This is a genomic window from Streptomyces sp. NPDC102514 (genome assembly GCF_055584525.1).
In genome coordinates, this window is record NZ_JBVJLW010000025.1 from 31866 (window position 1) to 46279 (window position 14414).

Annotated in this window: 15 protein-coding genes; 8 read left to right on the top strand and 7 right to left on the bottom strand. The window is 71.8% G+C overall.

Translation table 11 applies throughout. The features are described from left to right. Positions 1-231 precede the first annotated feature (231 nt). Positions 232-696 carry a hypothetical protein gene (locus tag ACZ60E_RS41050; protein ID WP_384809704.1) on the bottom strand — a complete coding sequence of 155 codons (465 nt, stop codon included), beginning with the start codon at positions 694-696 and terminating at the stop codon, positions 232-234. A gap of 432 nt (positions 697-1128) precedes the next feature. Here ACZ60E_RS41050 and dhaK point away from each other — a divergent pair, with 432 nt between their 5' ends. From dhaK to ACZ60E_RS41065, 3 genes are all read left to right on the top strand, one after another. After that, positions 1129-2121 (top strand): dihydroxyacetone kinase subunit DhaK, encoded by a 993-nt coding sequence (gene dhaK, locus ACZ60E_RS41055; RefSeq protein WP_469447277.1) that lies wholly within the window; start codon positions 1129-1131, stop codon positions 2119-2121. Positions 2122-2189: 68 nt separating this feature from the next. Continuing rightward, positions 2190-2789, top strand: a complete 600-nt coding sequence (dhaL, locus tag ACZ60E_RS41060; RefSeq protein WP_384809708.1) for a dihydroxyacetone kinase subunit DhaL — start codon at positions 2190-2192, stop codon at positions 2787-2789. Positions 2790-2793: 4 nt separating this feature from the next. Further along, positions 2794-3249, top strand: coding sequence for a PTS-dependent dihydroxyacetone kinase phosphotransferase subunit DhaM (locus ACZ60E_RS41065; protein ID WP_469447334.1), 456 nt, complete (start codon positions 2794-2796; stop codon positions 3247-3249). Between the two features lie 23 nt (positions 3250-3272). Here the strand turns inward: ACZ60E_RS41065 and ACZ60E_RS41070 are convergent, their stop codons facing one another. Further along, a complete protein-coding gene (locus ACZ60E_RS41070) occupies positions 3273-4052 on the bottom strand; it encodes a glycoside hydrolase family 75 protein (protein ID WP_469447279.1) in 780 nt (259 codons plus the stop codon). 429 nt (positions 4053-4481) lie between these two features. On the opposite strand from ACZ60E_RS41070, the gene ACZ60E_RS41075 reads away from it, so the two are divergent. Together ACZ60E_RS41075 and ACZ60E_RS41080 are read left to right on the top strand one after the other, a co-directional pair. Then, positions 4482-5480, top strand: a complete 999-nt coding sequence (locus tag ACZ60E_RS41075) for a fibronectin type III domain-containing protein (protein ID WP_469447281.1) — start codon at positions 4482-4484, stop codon at positions 5478-5480. A gap of 160 nt (positions 5481-5640) precedes the next feature. Then, positions 5641-6207 carry a hypothetical protein gene (locus tag ACZ60E_RS41080; protein WP_384809714.1) on the top strand — a complete coding sequence of 189 codons (567 nt, stop codon included), beginning with the start codon at positions 5641-5643 and terminating at the stop codon, positions 6205-6207. A 41-nt stretch (positions 6208-6248) separates the two neighbouring features. On the opposite strand, the gene ACZ60E_RS41085 is transcribed toward ACZ60E_RS41080, so the two are convergent. From ACZ60E_RS41085 to ACZ60E_RS41095, 3 genes are all read right to left on the bottom strand, one after another. Then, the gene (locus ACZ60E_RS41085; protein ID WP_469447283.1) at positions 6249-6803 is read right to left on the bottom strand and encodes a PadR family transcriptional regulator; all 555 of its coding nucleotides are present in this window, start codon (positions 6801-6803) and stop codon (positions 6249-6251) included. Between the two features lie 40 nt (positions 6804-6843). Further along, the gene (locus ACZ60E_RS41090) at positions 6844-8859 is read right to left on the bottom strand and encodes an FAD-dependent oxidoreductase (protein ID WP_469447285.1); all 2016 of its coding nucleotides are present in this window, start codon (positions 8857-8859) and stop codon (positions 6844-6846) included. A 592-nt stretch (positions 8860-9451) separates the two neighbouring features. Next, complete coding sequence (locus ACZ60E_RS41095) at positions 9452-10252, bottom strand: putative protein N(5)-glutamine methyltransferase (protein WP_469447286.1); 801 nt, start codon at positions 10250-10252, stop codon at positions 9452-9454. 260 nt (positions 10253-10512) lie between these two features. Here ACZ60E_RS41095 and ACZ60E_RS41100 point away from each other — a divergent pair, with 260 nt between their 5' ends. Beyond that, entirely contained in the window at positions 10513-11043 is a 531-nt protein-coding gene (locus ACZ60E_RS41100; protein WP_469447336.1) for a MarR family winged helix-turn-helix transcriptional regulator, read from the top strand. Positions 11044-11097: 54 nt separating this feature from the next. Here ACZ60E_RS41100 and ACZ60E_RS41105 read toward each other — a convergent pair whose 3' ends face one another. Then, complete coding sequence (locus ACZ60E_RS41105) at positions 11098-11826, bottom strand: GNAT family N-acetyltransferase (protein WP_469447288.1); 729 nt, start codon at positions 11824-11826, stop codon at positions 11098-11100. Then, a complete protein-coding gene (locus tag ACZ60E_RS41110) occupies positions 11823-12743 on the bottom strand; it encodes a quinone oxidoreductase family protein (RefSeq protein ID WP_453793140.1) in 921 nt (306 codons plus the stop codon). Before ACZ60E_RS41110 ends, ACZ60E_RS41105 begins: the two co-directional genes overlap by 4 nt. 254 nt (positions 12744-12997) lie before the next feature. On the opposite strand from ACZ60E_RS41110, the gene ACZ60E_RS41115 reads away from it, so the two are divergent. Together ACZ60E_RS41115 and ACZ60E_RS41120 are read left to right on the top strand one after the other, a co-directional pair. After that, positions 12998-13603 carry a sulfite oxidase-like oxidoreductase gene (locus tag ACZ60E_RS41115; RefSeq protein ID WP_469447291.1) on the top strand — a complete coding sequence of 202 codons (606 nt, stop codon included), beginning with the start codon at positions 12998-13000 and terminating at the stop codon, positions 13601-13603. A gap of 10 nt (positions 13604-13613) precedes the next feature. Continuing rightward, positions 13614-14390 (top strand): ferredoxin reductase, encoded by a 777-nt coding sequence (locus ACZ60E_RS41120; RefSeq protein ID WP_469447338.1) that lies wholly within the window; start codon positions 13614-13616, stop codon positions 14388-14390. Positions 14391-14414: the final 24 nt, after the last annotated feature.

Sequence of the window (14414 nt, forward strand, 5' to 3'; positions counted from 1 at the left end):
CGAACGGGCCGTCGTTCGCCGGTTGTCGCGGGCGCGGACGGCCCCGCGGGTTGCGGTGATGCGGGCTCGGATGACTGAGTTGAACTGAGCTGGTCGGGGTGGCGCCCGATCGCTGGAAAGGCCGACGGCAGCGCCACCGAACGCCTGGCCATGCCCTGCGGTCACCGTACTGACCCTGCAAGAACGCGGCGCGGACACCGGCGTGCCGAGTTCCCCTCCTGCCTACTCCGATCAGCCGCTGGACGCCGCAGCGGCCGCGTCCTGTCGCTGCTGCAGCGACAGGACCACCAAGCCCGCGAAGACCTGAAGAGGGAGCGGCACATCGGTGAGGTCGGCCATCAGCCCGCTGCCGAACCGGCCACGCCGGAATTCGCCGAGGACGCTCTTGCCCCGGACCAGCCGCCGCTTGCCGCGCAGGGCCGACGGGCGGGTCAGCTCGTACTCAGTCTCCCCGTCAGTGATGTACCACCGCCGGCCGGACCGGTGCGCCTCGGCTCGGACCGGTCCTCCCGCTTCGCCCGCGAGCATGTGGAAGGAGCGTCCCCAGTTGGAAGAGCGCAGCTCGAAGACCTCGCCCGCCAGCTCGACGTGACCGCCCGACCTCCAGGCGCGGGCGGACCATCGCGCGACCGGCACACCCTCCGAGAAGACCTGGTAGGTGCGTCCGAAGGCGCGTTCCCGTTTGATCTCAAGCATGAAGCGCTCCCGGCCAACGAATAGGAAAGACCTGAACAGGCATCCACCGCCTTCCCTCCGGAAGCCCGCCGATGCCCGTAAGGGGCCCTTACCCGGGACATGGCGTCACGCAGGTCAGTGCCTCTGGGTAGGCAGCTTCATGACGAAGTCCCCTCACTGCCCCCGTCGAGCCGACCCCGCTCACGCAGCCACACACGTGCCCTTCGCTGCCGCAAGGTCGATACTGCGGATGACAGCACCGCTGCTGCCCCTCGTCCAGCCGCACAGAAGTACCGACGGGCCGTCAGTGCAGTCAGTATTGGGTCAGCGTCAGTACCGTCACAACCCGCTTCCAGCCGCTACGGACCGTCAAGATCGAGAACCCGCATCACGCCCTTTGAACAGCAAGAACGCAGGTCGTACACCCGCCTGCAAGGCTCCCAGGAGGTACCCATGAAAATGCTCATCAACGTCGCGGAGACCGTTGTCGCGGACGCGTTGCGGGGTATGGCCGCCGCGCATCCCGAGCTGACCGTGGATGTCGAGAACCGGGTGATCGTGCGGCGGGACGCGCCGGTGGCCGGGAACGTGGGGCTCGTGTCGGGCGGCGGGTCCGGGCACGAGCCGCTGCACGGCGGATTCGTGGGTCCCGGGATGCTGTCCGCCGCCTGTCCGGGCGAGGTGTTCACCAGTCCGGTTCCGGACCAGATGGTACGGGCCGCTGCGGCCGTGGACAGCGGTGCCGGAGTGCTGTTCATCGTGAAGAACTACACCGGTGACGTCCTCAACTTCGACATGGCCGCGGAGCTGGCCGAGGACGAGGGCATCCAGATCGCCAAGGTGCTCGTCGACGACGACGTGGCGGTCACCGACAGTCTTTACACGGCCGGCCGCCGCGGCACCGGCGCGACCCTGTTCGTGGAGAAGATCGCGGGCGCCGCCGCCGAGGAGGGCCGGCCGCTGGAGCGCGTCGAGGCACTGGCCCGCCAGGTCAACGAGAACTCGCGCAGCTTCGGTGTCGCGCTCAGCGCCTGCTCCACGCCCGCCAAGGGCAGCCCCACCTTCGACCTGCCCCCGGGGGAACTGGAGCTGGGCGTCGGGATCCACGGCGAGCCCGGCCGGGAGCGGCGGGCCATGATGACCTCGCGGGAGATCGCCGACTTCTCGGTGAACGCCATCCTGGAGGACATGAACCCGCGCAACCCCGTCCTGGTCCTGGTGAACGGCATGGGCTCCACCCCTCTGCTGGAGCTGTACGGCTTCAACGCGGAGGTGCAGCGCATCCTGGCCGACCGCGGGGTCCCGGTGGCCCGCATCCTCGTCGGGAACTACGTCACCTCACTCGACATGGCCGGCGCGTCGGTGACCCTGTGCCAGGTCGACGAGGACCTGTTGCGGCTGTGGGACGCGCCGGTGCGTACCGCGGGTCTGCGCTGGGGCATGTGAGGGGCCGCTCCCCCGCCTCGTCCCTCCCGGTGCGACCCGGCAACACCCTTACCACGCAAGGAGATCCAGTGCTCGACGCCGACTTCTTCCGCCGTTGGATGACGGCGACCGCCGTGTCCGTGGAACACGAGGCGGAACGGCTCACCGCCCTCGACTCGCCGATCGGCGACGCCGACCACGGCAGCAATCTGCAGCGCGGTTTCCGCGCCGTGGCGACCGCGCTGGAGAAGGAGGAGCCCGGCACCCCGGGCGCTGTCCTGATCCTCGCCGGACGCACGCTGATCTCGACGGTGGGCGGCGCCTCGGGCCCGTTGTACGGGACTCTGCTGCGGCGGACGGGCAAGGCACTCGGTGAGGCCGCCGAGGTCGACGAGCCGGAGTTCGCGCAGGCGCTGCGCACCGGCGTGGACGCCGTGATGCAGCTCGGTGGCGCGGCGCCCGGCGACAAGACGATGATCGACGCGCTCCTGCCGGCGGTCGACGCGCTGGGGCAGTCCTTCGCCGCGGCACGGTCCGCCGCGGAGGAGGGCGCCCAGGCGACGACGCCGCTGCAGGCGCACAAGGGCAGGGCGAGCTATCTGGGCGAACGCAGCATCGGGCACCAGGACCCGGGTGCCACCTCCTCGGCGATCCTGATCGCGGCACTCGCGGAGACGGCCGGTGAGTGACCTCGTGAACGGCGGGACGGACAGCCGGACGGCCGAAGGTGACAGCGACGGCGACGGCGCGAAGCTCGTGGGCGTCGTGCTCGTGTCGCACAGCGCCGCGGTGGCCACGGCGGTCGCCGAACTGGCGGCGGGGCTCGCGGGCGGCGGCACGCTCGCTCCGGTCGCGGCGGCGGGCGGTGACGGGGACGGCGGCCTGGGCACCAGTTCCGAGCTGATCTCCGCCGCGGCGGCCACCGTGGACCGCGGTGCCGGTGTCGCCGTACTGACCGATCTCGGCAGTGCGGTCCTCACGGTGAAGGCCCTGCTGGCCGAGGGCGACGAGCTGCCGCCGGACACCCGGCTGGTGGACGCGCCGTTCGTCGAGGGCGCGGTGGCGGCGGTCGTCACGGCCTCCGCCGGAGCTGACCTGGCGGCGGTGGAGGCCGCGGCAGCGGAGGCGTACACCTACCGGAAGGTCTGACACCGGCACGTCGACGGGGTGGCTCAGCTGCGGCCGACGAGTTCGCGGGCCAGCCGCTCCCCCTGGGCCGCGGCTGCCCCGGGGTTCTCGATGGGAGAGGCGCCGGAGCCCTTGAACAGGATGTAGGTGACTCCGGACGCCGCTCCGCCGCCCTTCGGGTCGGGGCGGATGCCGAGGTTCCGGGCCAGGGCGTACGAGGCCTCGCCGATGATGTCCGCGGGGCCGATGTCGCCGACGACCGCGTACCGGACACGGTCGCCGTGGATGACCGCGGCGACCGTCCCGCGCCGGACGTCGTGCTCCTTGTGGTTCCAGCGGTGGCTCGGCCCGGGTACGACCACGTACGGCAGTCGCTCGGCGCTCAGCTGGCGTCCGTCGGACTGCTGGAAGGCGGTGGTGTCGCAGAAGAGCGGGTCGGTGCGTTCGTTGCAGTGCTTGCCCGGTCTGCCGTCGCAGTCGATGTCCAGGTCGGCCTTCCAGAAGACGGCTTCCTTCCTGCCGCAGACCTCGATGTCCGCAGGCTCGCCGTCGTCGCTGCTGAAGCGGTCGTCCGAGACGGGGGCGCAGTCGCGTACGGCGGCCAGGAGTTCCGTGGCCCGCACGTTCCCCGGACGCGGCGCCTTCCGACGCGGTGCCTTCCGCGTGTCCGCGGCGCCACCCGCCCGTGGGACGTTCTCCGCGCCCGGGCCGCCGTGTCCGGCGCGCTCGTGCGCGGCGTCGGGCGGCGGGGCGGCGCTGGCGAGCGCCGTGGGGGCGATCAGGGCGGCACCGGCCGCGGCCAGCATCAGTGACCGGACACGCACGATAAAAGACCCTCTCCTGAGCGGGCACTGACGAACACTCAGCCCAATCTGGTGGGGGTCCGCCCGGGCGGCCACCGCTGGGGGGCCGTACGGTGCACGTCCGGTGACACGTCGGGACGTACAGAGGGGTGCACAGGGTGACGTGCCGGGGACGTGCCGAGTGACGTGTCGTCGGGGGCCGGGTGGCCGGATTCGTCGACGACTCCGGCCACCCGGCCGCCCTCGCCGGCGCGGGATCAGCGACGACAGCGTTCCGCACCGTCGGCATGAACTTCCCTGCGACATGGGCGAGTTCAGCCGTTCAGAGGATCAGCATACGTAACGTACGGCCGAAATCGCGAACGGCGGCCCTCTTGTTGTGGCCCCACATGGGACGCCATATTGGTCCGGACCAATCTCGTTGCGGAAACGTCGAGGGAGGGCAGGGCTGTGCGACGCGTACTCCTGCGAGCCGCCGTGGTCTGCGGCGCGCTGCTCACGATGGTGTCCTGCGGTCGGACCGGGCAGGGCTCGGGCGAGGACGACCGGCCTCCGGGCGCTCCGGCCGGGGTCACCGCGGCGGCGGGCAGTGCGACCAGCGTCCATGTCATGTGGAACCGGGCCTCGGGAAAACCGGCGGTAACCCGCTATGAGGTGTATCGCGGCACCACAAAGGTGAAGGAAGTGCCCGGTTCCGAGTACATGGTGGACATCACCATGCTCAAGCCGTCGACCCGGTACGCCTTCTCCGTGCGGGCCCGGGACGCCGACGGCAGGCTGGGGCCGCCGAGCGAGCGGGTCCGGGCCACCACGCCCGCCGCGACCGCCGCCGACGAGCGGGCGCCGAGCCGCCCGGAGCGCCCCGGCGGGAAGGCGGTCGGGAACCGGGCCGCGCAACTCTCCTGGACCCGGTCCACGGACGCCGTGGGCGTGGCCTCGTACGACGTCTATCAGGGCGACACGAAGATCCACAGTGTGGGCGGTGCCCAGACGGCGACCGTGGTCACCGGGCTGCGGCCGGGGACGCGCTACTCCTTCACGGTCCGGGCACGCGACGCGGCGGACAACGTCTCGCCCGCGAGCGAGGCCGTCCGGATCACCACCGCTGCGGGCCCCGACGGCGCGAAGGGCGCGGGCACCGGGACGGGCATGGCGCCCGCCGCGTTCCGTGCCGCCACGCATCGCAAGGACGGGGCGTACTACCTCGACCTGTCATGGACCCAGCCGAAGGTGGACGGGGTGATCACGGAGTACCAGATCCAGCTCGACCGGAAGCCGGTCACCTCGCTCGTCTGGGGCGCGACCCCTCCGCCCGGCAGGGCGACGTACAGCTTCTACGTGGGCCGGGAGGCCGGGCTCACCCAGCGGGTACGGATCCGGGCGAAGCTGCCGGACGGCACGTGGGGCGCCTTCTCGGCTGAGCGGACGGTGACGACCGGGAAGGCGTGAGGAAGAGCCGCACACCACGGCAATTGTTCACCTGTACGGTCCCGGCCCGCATGCGGAAACGGTGGCCGTCGCATTGGCTCGGTCCGAAGGCAGCACGGGCGTTCCCGACCCTCGGCGGCTCATGGGATGTACCGCCACCGTGCCGCTGGAGGGCAGTCCTATGCGTATCACTCAGACACTCGTCCGCTCCGGGCAGGCCGTGGCGGTCGCCGCGTTGCCGCTGGCCCTCACCGCGGGCATGCCCGGCGTGGCCGCCGCGGCGGCCACGGGGATCAACGTGACCACCAGTGGCGGGACGGTGCAGGTCACCACGGCCGCGTGCGTCACCAGGTCCAACGGATCGATGGGGAACGCCTCGCTGCTCTCCAGCGGTCAGGCCAACTTCGCGCAGGGGCGCCAGGTGACCCTGTCCGGGACCAGCGGGAGCCAGTCCGCCGCCTGGTCGAGCGTCACCTCCGGTACGTACACCGTCATCGTGGTGTGCGCCGACGGGTCGACGGCGGGCACGCAGTCCGTCACCGTCTCGCCGGTCTCGACCCCCACGATCTCGGCGACGAGGACGGCAACGGCCACGGCGTCACCGTCGCGCGGGGTGATGGGCGGTATGGGCAGCACAAGTCAGGACTACAGCACCGTCACCTACGCGGCGGGCGGGGTACTGGTGGCCGCCGGGGTCGGGGCCACCGTCTGGGTCCTGCGCCGGCGCTCCAAGCCGAACCGCCTGTGACAGGGGCCCGCCTCCGACCTCGTCGGCTGTGACCGGGCCGGTCAGGGTGTGGAGCCCTCGGCCGGGATGCGGTCGAACTCCTCCAGCGCGTGCGTGAGCCAGCCCGTCCAGAAGGTTTCCAAGTCGATCCCGGCCCGCAGGACGAGATGCTGGAGCCGGTCCGCGGGAGCGTCCTTGCCCGGCGGGAAGTCGCGCTCCTGGATCTCCTCGTACTCCGCCAACTGCCGCCGGTGCAGGTCGAGATGGCGGCGCAGATCCTCCCCGATGCCCGCGGTGCCGACCACCGCCGCCGCGCGCAGCCGCAGCAGCAGTGTGTCGCGCAGCGGCTTGGGGTCCTGGGACACGGCGGTCCAGCGGGCCAGTTCGGCGCGGCCCGCCGGCAGGACCTCGTACCGCTTCTTCTGCCCGCGGGCCGGCTGCTGCGAGGCGAGGGCCCTGATGGAGCCCTCGGCCTCCAGCTTTCCCAACTCGCGATAGATCTGCTGATGCGTCGCCGACCAGAAGTAGCCGATCGACTTGTCGAAGCGGCGGGTCAGCTCCAGCCCCGACGACGGCTTCTCAAGCAGGGCGGTGAGGATCGCGTGCGGGAGTGACATGGGGTCATCCTAGGGACGGGTCCGGGCGGGGTCCGGCGGCCTACAACGCCGCCGCCAGCTCGGTGCCCTGCTTGATGGCCCGCTTGGCGTCCAGTTCGGCCGCCACGTCGGCGCCGCCGATGAGGTGCACGCTGCGACCCGCGACGCGCAGTGCCTCGTACAGGTCGCGGCGTGGTTCCTGGCCCGTGCAGAGCACGATGGTGTCGACCGCCAGGACGGAACTCTCGCCGTCGACGGTGACATGCAGTCCGGCGTCGTCGATACGGTCGTACCGGACGCCGGGGACCATGGTGACTCCGCGGTGCTTGAGCTCCGCGCGGTGGATCCAGCCCGTGGTCTTGCCGAGCCCGGCGCCGACCTTGGACGCCTTGCGCTGCAGGAGGTGGACGCTGCGCGGCGGGGCGGGCCGCTCGGGGGCGCCGAGGCCGCCGGGTGTCTGGTAGTCCATGTCGACGCCCCAGTGCCGGAAGTACGTCGCCGGGTCCTCGCTCGCCTTGTCGCCGCTGTCGGTCAGGTACTCGGCGACGTCGAAGCCGATGCCGCCCGCGCCGAGGATCGCGACCCGGTCGCCGACGGGGGCACCGTCGCGCAGCACGTCGAGGTAACCGACGACGCTGGGGTGGTCCACGCCGGGGATCTCGGGGGTGCGTGGGCCGACGCCCGTGGCGACGACGACCTCCTCGTACGCGGCGAGGTCGCCGTCGGACACCGGGGTGTTCAACCGGACGTCCACGCCGTGCAGTTCGAGCTGCGTGCGGAAGTATCGGATCGTCTCGTCGAACTCCTGCTTGCCGGGGACCTTGCGGGCCACGTTGAGCTGGCCGCCGATCTCGGCCGCGGCGTCGTACAGGGTGACGTCGTGGCCGCGTTCGGCGGCACTGACCGCGCAGGCCAGTCCGGCCGGGCCCGCGCCCACGACGGCGATGCGCTTACGGGTACGGGTCGGGGCCAGGACCAGTTCCGTCTCGTGGCAGGCCCTCGGATTCACCAGACAGGAGGTGATCTTGCCGCCGAAGGTGTGGTCGAGGCAGGCCTGGTTGCAGCCGATGCAGGTGTTGATGGCCTCGGGGCGGCCGGCCTTCGCCTTGCTGACGAAGTCGGGGTCCGCGAGCATCGGGCGAGCCATCGACACCATGTCCGCGTGGCCGTCCGCGAGCAACTGCTCCGCCAGTTCCGGGGTGTTGATGCGGTTCGTCGTCACGAGCGGGATCGACACGGCGCCCATGACCTTCTTGGTGACCCAGGCGTACGCGCCTCGCGGCACCGAGGTCGCGATGGTGGGGATGCGTGCCTCGTGCCAGCCGATGCCGGTGTTGATGATGGTCGCGCCCGCGGCCTCCACGGCCTTGGCGAGGGTGATCACCTCGTCGAGGGAGGAGCCGCCCGTGACCAGGTCCAGCATCGACAGGCGGTAGATGATGATGAAGTCGTCGCCGACGGCTTCGCGGACGCGGCGGACGATTTCGAGGGGGAACCGCGTGCGGTTCTCGTAGCTGCCACCCCAGCGGTCGTCGCGCTTGTTGGTCCGGGCGGCGATGAACTCGTTGATCAGGTAGCCCTCGGAGCCCATGATCTCCACGCCGTCGTAACCCGCGCGCCTGGCGAGGCGGGCCGTCCTGGCGTAGTCGTCGATGGTCTGCTCGACCTCGTCGTCCGTCAGGGCGCGGGGGATGTGGGGGCTGATGGGGGCCTGGAGTGCGCTGGGGGCGACCAGGTCCTGGTGGTAGGCGTAGCGGCCGAAGTGGAGGATCTGCATCGCGATCCTTCCGCCTTCGCGGTGTACCGCGGCGGTGATCTCGGCGTGCTGTTCCGCTTCTGCCTCGGTGGTGAGTTTGGCGCCGCCCTCGTAGGGGCGGCCCGCTTCGTTGGGGGCGATGCCGCCGGTGACGATGAGGCCTACGCCGCCGCGGGCTCTGGCCGCGTAGAACTCGGCCATGCGGGTGAAGCCGTGTTCTGCCTCTTCCAGGCCTATGTGCATGGAGCCCATGAGTACGCGGTTCGGCAGGGTGGTGAAGCCCAGGTTCAGCGGGTTCAGCAGGTGTGGGTAGTGGGTCATTGGCCCCTCCGTGCGCGGCGTCGTCCCCATGGTTGTAGACGACGTCCGGGGGTTTATGCAACTAGTTGCAAAAGGGTGGGGGGTCTTTGTGACGAGAGCCTCTCGGCGGGGCGTGTTGGGGGGTTGCTTGCGGGTGCGGGTGTGTGGGGGCTGGTTGCGCCGTTCCCCGCGCCCCCCTCACGGGGTGGGGGCCGGGTGTGATTTGACCTGCGGGAGCGTTGTGGTTGCTCGCGCCGTTCCCCGCGCCCCTTGGGGGGTGGGGGCCCGGGTGAGATCTGACCTGCGGGAACGTCGTGGTTGCTCGCGCCGTTCCCCGCGCCCCCTCACGGGGCGGGGGCCCGGGTGGGATCTGACCTGCCGGAGCGTCGTGGTTGCTCGCGCCGTTCCCCGCGCCCCCTCACGGGGCGGGGGCACAGGTGCGATCTGACCTGCGGGAACGTCGTGGTTGCTCGCGGCGTTCCTCGCGTCCCTGAGGCGGCGCGGGGGTCAGGGGCAGTGTTGTCTTTTAGGGGCGCGGGGAACTGCGCTGCCAGCCCCCGCCGGACCGCAGCCGACAGACCGCCGGCGCGCCCCCCAGGTTCAGTGGGCGCGGTCAATCCGCGACCCCTCCGTGTGGGCGTTGGCCGACTATGACGTTTGCGCCTCGCTCCTCCGAGGTTTCCACTCGCGGTACCAGGCCCGCCGCCTCGAAGATCTCGACGGCCCGCCCGACCTGCCGCTCGCTCGTCTCCACGAGCAGGCTCCCCCCGGGCGCCAGCCACCCCGGCGCCTCCGCGGCCACGCGGCGCAGGACGTCGAGCCCGTCCCCTCCCCCGTCGAGCGCGACGAGCGGTTCGTGGTCGCGGGCCTCCGGCGGCAGGAGCCCCACCTCGCCCGTGGGCACGTACGGCACGTTCGCGGCCAGGACCCCGACCCGCCCGCGCAGACCGCGCGGCAACGGCCCGAAGAGGTCGCCCTCGTAGACCCGGCCGTGTCCGCCGACGTTGCGGCGCGCGCAGCGTACGGCCACGGGGTCGATGTCGGCGGCGTGCAGTTCCGCGCCGGGAAGCGACGCCACGAGTGCCGCACCCACCGCCCCCGAGCCGCAGCACAGGTCCACGACGACCGGTACCTCGGAGGAAAGAGCGCGGGCGAGCCGGACGGCCTGCCCGACCAGGAACTCCGTACGGCGGCGCGGCACGAAGACGCCGGGTTCCACCGCGATCCGCAGACCGCTGAACTCGGCCCACCCCAGGACGTGTTCAAGAGGCCGGCCCGCCGCACGACGGTCCACCATGGCGGTGAGTTCGGCCGGAGTACGGGCGGCGGAGAGGATGAGTCGTGCCTCGTCCTCCGCGAAGACACAGCCCGCGGAGCGGAGCGCGGTGACGACATGGACGTAAGAAGGTGGCATGGAAGCCGAGGAGCCTTTCGGGAAACCGAAGGGCGCTCTCCGAGGCCGGCAGGGCCTAGGTCACCTGATGCCGATGAGGCCACGAGGCGGGAGCACCCGAGCTGACACAGCAGTAATGGGGCTCACCTCCTTGGTCCGACACGGCCGGGGCAGTTCCCAGCCGGACGGCAACATTACACGCCGGCCTTCTGATTGCCTCATGCAATTGATGGTTGTAGCGTGCAACCATCAGTGAAAGGGCAACCCCCGTGAACGCATCCGTGTCCGCAGCCGACGTCGCCATCGAGACCATCCACCACGAGATGACGGCCTTCGCCCGCCGCGCTCGGGCCTCGGCCGGCCGTCTGCACCCGGAGCTGTCCCTGGTCTCGTACACGCTGCTCGGTCATCTGGAGGAGCGCGACGGCTGCCGTGCCACCGATCTCGCCGCGCACTACGCCCTCGACAAGTCCACGGTCAGCCGCCAGGTGTCGGCCCTCGAAGGTGCCGGGCTGATCGAGCGGCGGTCCGATCCGCAGGACCAGCGCGTCCAGGTGCTGCACCTCACGGCGGCCGGGACGGAGATCCTCGCGCAGGTGACCGCGAGCCGCCGGGTGGCTTTCCGCGAGCGGCTGGCGGGCTGGCCCGAGGAGGATCTGCGACGGTTCGCGGGCTATCTGCTGCGGTACAACGCGGCGGGACCCGGCATCGACCCACCCACAGGCCCAAGCCCAGACTCACGTCCGGGTCCCGGGCCAGGTCCGGGGCCAGGTGTGACCGCGCGTCCGGACGACTCGCCCGCGAGCGGCTGAGCGGCGCCCGAGCACGCGGCACCAGGGCCCCGACCCGGGCGGGCTCCCCAGCCCTCAGCCGGCCGCCACCACCCGCTCGTCCTCCAGCCGGTCCGGCCGCTCCGGTACCCGCGCCGCCAGGAACTTCGTGCTGCGTCGCAGCCGGAAGCCCAGTGACTCGTAGAGGCGGACGGCAGTGGTGTTGTCAGCGCCCGTGTGCAGGAACGGGGTCTCGCCCCGGGCGCGTATGCCGTGCGCGACCGCAAGCGTCAGCCGGGTCGCCAGGCCCTGGCCGCGGACGGCGGCGTCGGTGCAGACCGCGCTGATCTCCGTCCAGCCGGGCGGATGCAGCCGCTCCCCCGCCATGGCGACCAGGGCCCCGTCCCGGCGTATGCCGAGATAGGTGCCGAGTTCGACCGTGCGCGGCAGGAACGGGCCCGGTCTGGTCCGCTCCACGAGCGCCAGCATCTCCGGTACGTCGGCAGGGCCCAGCCGGACGGCCTCGGGGTCCGGCGCGGCGGCCAGGCCGTCGTCGACGAACTGCACGCCCTCCCCGCGGAACGTGATCTCCCAGCCCTCCGGGATCTCCCCGCGGAAGCCGGGCAGCGCGATCTCGTTGCCCGGCCCGGCGAGCGCCGCGACATCGGCCCAGTCGTCGGCGCCGGGGTCGTCGGGCAGCGCCAGCCAGGGCGACACGTCGGCGGGGTAGCGCAGCACCCGGCCACGGCGTTCGGCGAAGTGGGCGTGCGGACCGGTCAGCGAGGCCCGCGCGGGGTTGTCCAGGATGTGGGGCGTGCCGCTCATTCCGCGACCTCGATCACGACCTTGCCGCGGGCGTGGCCCTCCTCGACGGTACGCAGTGCCTCGGCGGCCTCTTCGAGGGGGAACGTCCGTGTCACCAGGGGGTCGAGCCTGCCGTCGACTACGAGCCGGACCACCTCGTCGAGCACCGCGGCGGTACGGGCCCGTACGACGGGTGAGCCGCCCAGGCCCTCCACGATGTCCTTGCCGCCCGCGGTGATCAGCTTGGCGCGGTCCTTCACCAGCTCGGCCGCGGCCTCCAGGACCTCGCCGCCGACCAGGTCGTACACCGCATCCACGCCGTCGGGCGCCAGAGCCCGCACGCCCTCGGCGAAGTCCGGGCCGGACGGCACGTGCGCGGCGCCCAGCGACTCGACCAGGTCCTTCTTGCCGGCGCTCGCCACTCCGATGACGTTCAGTCCGTCGGCGCGGGCGATCTGCGCGACCGCGACACCCACACCGCCGCCCGCGCCCGTGACCAGCAGGGTCGCGCCCGTCGGCAGGGCGAGCTGGCGTACTCCGTCGTAGGCGGTGGCCGCCGCGACGGGCAGGGCGGCCGCGTCCGTGAAGGAGACACCGGCGGGCTTGTGCGCGGTCACGGCCACGGGGAACAGCGCGTACTGGGCGTAGCCGCCGGCCACGGGGTTGCCGAAGACCTCGTCGCCGACCGCGAAGCCCGTGACCGACTCGCCGATCTCCTCGACGACCCCTGCGGCCTCGTTGCCGAGGACTGCGGGCAGCTCACGCCGCTGCTGGCCCGGCCGCTGGTAGCCGGTGCGCTGCTTCCAGTCGACCGGGTTGACGCCCGCCGCCCGGACGGCGACCAGCAACTGGCCGGGTCCGGGGCTCGGCCGGTCCTGTTCGACGAGGGCCTCGGTCTCCGGACCGCCGTACTGGGTGAAGACGTACGCCTTGGGCATCTACTCCGTCACTCTCCTTCACGCCGATGTGGGCACCGGCCGGAAGCCGGCCGGCTACTGGCTGGGCACTATCGGCAAGGAAGATCGCGGGTGCGGCTATTCCCGGAAGCGGCCGGACCCGGCGAGTGTTCATACGGCGGCAATGATCCCCGGTGGGGTGCCCCCGGCGGGCCCGGTACCGTGGAGGGCGTACGCAACGATCAAGGGCCGCCGTCCGGTCGGCCTGGAGGCACCACTCGCATGAACGTGACCCGATGAACGTCACCCGGGGCTTCGCCGGGCGCCCGCGCGTCCGCAACGACGGACTGCCGCCCGGCCAGTACGACGCCCGCGACGACTGGCCCGTCCTGTCCGCGGAGGTCACGCCGGAGCTGGCGACCTCGCAGTGGACGTTCACCGTCGACGGGCTCGTCGCCGAGGAGCGCACCTGGTCCTGGGACGAGGCGCACGCGCTGCCGCCGTCCGCCTACGAGGGCGACATCCACTGCGTGACGAGCTGGTCGAAGTTCGGGGTGCGGTTCGCGGGCGTGTCACTCGACGCGTTCCTCGATCTCGCCCGCCCAGCCGCCGAGGCCACCCACGCGGTCGCCTACTCGCACACGGGCTACACCACGAACCTGCCGCTCGCCGATCTGACCGGCGGACGGGCCTGGATCGTCTGGGAGTACGGGGACCAGCCGCTGCCCGCCGAGCACGGCGGCCCGGCACGGCTGATCGTGCCGCACCTGTACTTCTGGAAGAGCGCCAAGTGGATCGCCGGCATCCGGCTCCTGGACCACGACGAGCCGGGTTTCTGGGAGCAGAACGGCTACCACCACCGCGGCAACCCCTGGGAAGAGCAGCGTTACTCCGGTGACTGAGACAACCTCCATGCCCTCGGCGACTTCCCTGTCCTCGGCGGCCTCCGTGCCCTCGACGCGGTTCGCGGTGCCCGGCCGGATCGCCGTGAGCAACCGCGCCGCGGCCACCTGGCAGCGCGCCACCCTCACCGAGATCCGCCGGGAGACCCCCCACGCGGCGACCTTCCGGTTCGCCGTGCCCGAGTGGACGGGTCATCTGCCCGGCCAGCATCTGATGCTCCGGCTGCGGGCCGAGGACGGTTACGTCGCCCAGCGGCACTACTCCATCGCCTCGCCCCCCGAGGACGACGGACACGTCGAACTCACCCTCGACCACGTCGACGGCGGTGAGGTGTCCGGCTGGTTCCACACGGTTGCCAAGCCCGGCGACGAGGTCGAGCTGCGTGGACCGCTCAGCGGGTTCTTCGCCTGGCCCGGCGACCGGCCCGCCCTGCTGATCGGCGCGGGCTCCGGTGTCGTACCGCTGATGTCGATGCTCCGCCACCACCGTGCGCGGAACCTGACGGTGCCCCTGCGGCTGCTGGTGTCGGCCCGCAGTCCCGAGGAACTGATCTACGCGTCGGAGTACGGCGCCGAGACCACCCCGGTGTTCACGCGCAGCGCCCCTGAGGGTGTGGCCGTGGGCCGTGTGGCGGCCGCACATGTGGCGCGGCTCCTGGCCGACGGGCCCGATGGTGGGTGGGAAGCCTATGTGTGTGGCTCGAACGGGTTCGCCGAGCACGCCTCGCGGCTGCTGGTGGACGCGGGCCAGCCGGTGGAACGTATCCGGATCGAACGCTTCGGCTGACCGCCCCGAATCCCGAGCGCGAGC

Bases quoted from the DNA above. Each gene is read 5' to 3' on its own strand.
- ACZ60E_RS41050 (WP_384809704.1), bottom strand. From the start codon at position 696: ATGCTTGAGATCAAACGGGAACGCGCCTTCGGACGCACCTACCAGGTC.
- dhaK (WP_469447277.1), top strand. From the start codon at position 1,129: ATGAAAATGCTCATCAACGTCGCGGAGACCGTTGTCGCGGACGCGTTG.
- ACZ60E_RS41080 (WP_384809714.1), top strand. From the start codon at position 5,641: ATGCGTATCACTCAGACACTCGTCCGCTCCGGGCAGGCCGTGGCGGTC.
- ACZ60E_RS41085 (WP_469447283.1), bottom strand. From the start codon at position 6,803: ATGTCACTCCCGCACGCGATCCTCACCGCCCTGCTTGAGAAGCCGTCG.
- ACZ60E_RS41090 (WP_469447285.1), bottom strand. From the start codon at position 8,859: ATGACCCACTACCCACACCTGCTGAACCCGCTGAACCTGGGCTTCACC.
- ACZ60E_RS41095 (WP_469447286.1), bottom strand. From the start codon at position 10,252: ATGCCACCTTCTTACGTCCATGTCGTCACCGCGCTCCGCTCCGCGGGC.
- ACZ60E_RS41105 (WP_469447288.1), bottom strand. From the start codon at position 11,826: ATGAGCGGCACGCCCCACATCCTGGACAACCCCGCGCGGGCCTCGCTG.
- ACZ60E_RS41110 (WP_453793140.1), bottom strand. From the start codon at position 12,743: ATGCCCAAGGCGTACGTCTTCACCCAGTACGGCGGTCCGGAGACCGAG.
- ACZ60E_RS41115 (WP_469447291.1), top strand. From the start codon at position 12,998: ATGAACGTCACCCGGGGCTTCGCCGGGCGCCCGCGCGTCCGCAACGAC.
- ACZ60E_RS41120 (WP_469447338.1), top strand. From the start codon at position 13,614: ATGCCCTCGGCGACTTCCCTGTCCTCGGCGGCCTCCGTGCCCTCGACG.